General features: G+C 66.2%; 1 protein-coding gene and 1 pseudogene. Both read right to left on the bottom strand.

The window, feature by feature from the left end; all coding sequences use genetic code 11:
- Positions 1-122: 122 nt before the first annotated feature.
- Entirely contained in the window at positions 123-983 is an 861-nt protein-coding gene (gene istB, locus M9978_RS22925; RefSeq protein ID WP_254297479.1) for an IS21-like element helper ATPase IstB, read from the bottom strand.
- Positions 980-1365 (bottom strand): annotated as a pseudogene (locus M9978_RS22920) (IS21 family transposase); the annotation flags it as partial. The pseudogene M9978_RS22920 and the gene istB, both read right to left, overlap by 4 nt.

The raw sequence follows: 1365 nt of genomic DNA, 5'->3' as shown, positions 1-1365 counted from the left end.
TGTCAACGCCGGTCGGATTCCAGGCCAGCGGGGCGGAGTAAAAGCAGGCCATTGTTGATGCGGGCCTGACGATATGAAGAGGGCCCCGATCGGGGCCCTCTTCATATCGTTGTCGTCGTCGATCAGGCGGTGGTGATCTCGCCGGTTTCGGGGGAGATGATCTCGGTGGCCTGGTTTTGCTCCGCCCTGGCGGCGGAGCGCCGACGCCCGGCCGACTGCTTCAGCCGGTAGCTGTCGCCGTTCATCGTCAGGATGCTGACGTGGTGGGTGAGCCGGTCGAGCAGCGCGCCCGTGAGCCGCTCGCTGCCCAGCACCTGGGTCCAGTCTTCGAACGGTAGGTTGGAGGTGACGATCGTGGAGCCACGTTCGTACCTTTGGGAGAACACCTCGAACAGCAGCTCGGCGCCCGTGGGCGACAGCGGAACATAGCCAAGCTCGTCGATGATCAGCAGCTTCACCGCTGCAAGCTCGCGCTGCATCTTCAGCAGACGGCGTTCGTCGCGCGCTTCCAGTAGCTGGCTGACCAGCGCGGCCGCGGTCGTGAACGTCACCGTAAAGCCCTTCTGGCAAGCGGCCAGACCGAGAGCGAGCGCGACATGCGTCTTGCCCGTGCCGCTGTTGCCCAGCGCGATGATGTTCTCGCGCCGCAGGACATACTCGCAGCGGGCAAGCTCCAGCACGAGCATCTTGTTGAGGCTTGGGATCGCGGTAAACTCGAACGTGTCGAAGCTCTTCACCGCCGGGAACCGCGCTGCGCGGATGCGCCGCTCGATCGTGCGCCGTTCGCGATCGATCAGCTCGAGCTCGATCAGCCGCAGCAGGTAGCGCGGGTGGTCGGTGCCGTCGTGCGCGCACTCCCGCGCCACCTTGTCATACTCGCGCAGCACAGTAGGCAGCTTCAACTGCTTGAGGTGATGCGCCAGCAGCACCTGTGGCGTGCCGCTCATCGTGCTCACCGGCATCGTGTCGGGCGCGCCACTCATGCCGCCAGCACCGCATAATCGGCGGCCGAGGTCGTCTTCACCGCCGTTCGCGGCAGGTGCGGATAGGCTGCCAGGTCGAGCCGGGCGGGTCGCCGCTCGATGCGCGCCAGCGCGATCAGCTTGACCGCATCGAACCCGATCGCGCCGATCTGGATCGCCTGGGTTACAGCGCCCGTGACGATGTCGAGCGGCAGCGCCTCCAGCAGGCGCAGCACCTGGATAAACTCGCGCTTGCCCCGGTTGCCCATCCGCGCTTCGAGCAGATGTCGCAGGTGCTGGAACACATCCGGCAACGCCCAGCCCTGCAACGCCGCGGCTTGGTCGAGCGCGCCGGGCTTGGTCTCGATCAGCGCCAGATAGTGGAGCGGGTCGGCGACGAACA

The sequence above is a fragment of the Sphingomonas tagetis genome, from assembly GCF_024211275.1.
Classification (GTDB): Bacteria; Pseudomonadota; Alphaproteobacteria; order Sphingomonadales; family Sphingomonadaceae; genus Sphingomonas; species Sphingomonas tagetis.
The sequence above is the reverse complement of the archived record's forward strand: the minus strand, read 5'-3'. Positions and strand labels throughout refer to the sequence as shown.

Coding starts and splice junctions, on each gene's coding strand:
- istB (WP_254297479.1), bottom strand. CDS start 983: ATGAGTGGCGCGCCCGACACGATGCCGGTGAGCACGATGAGCGGCACG.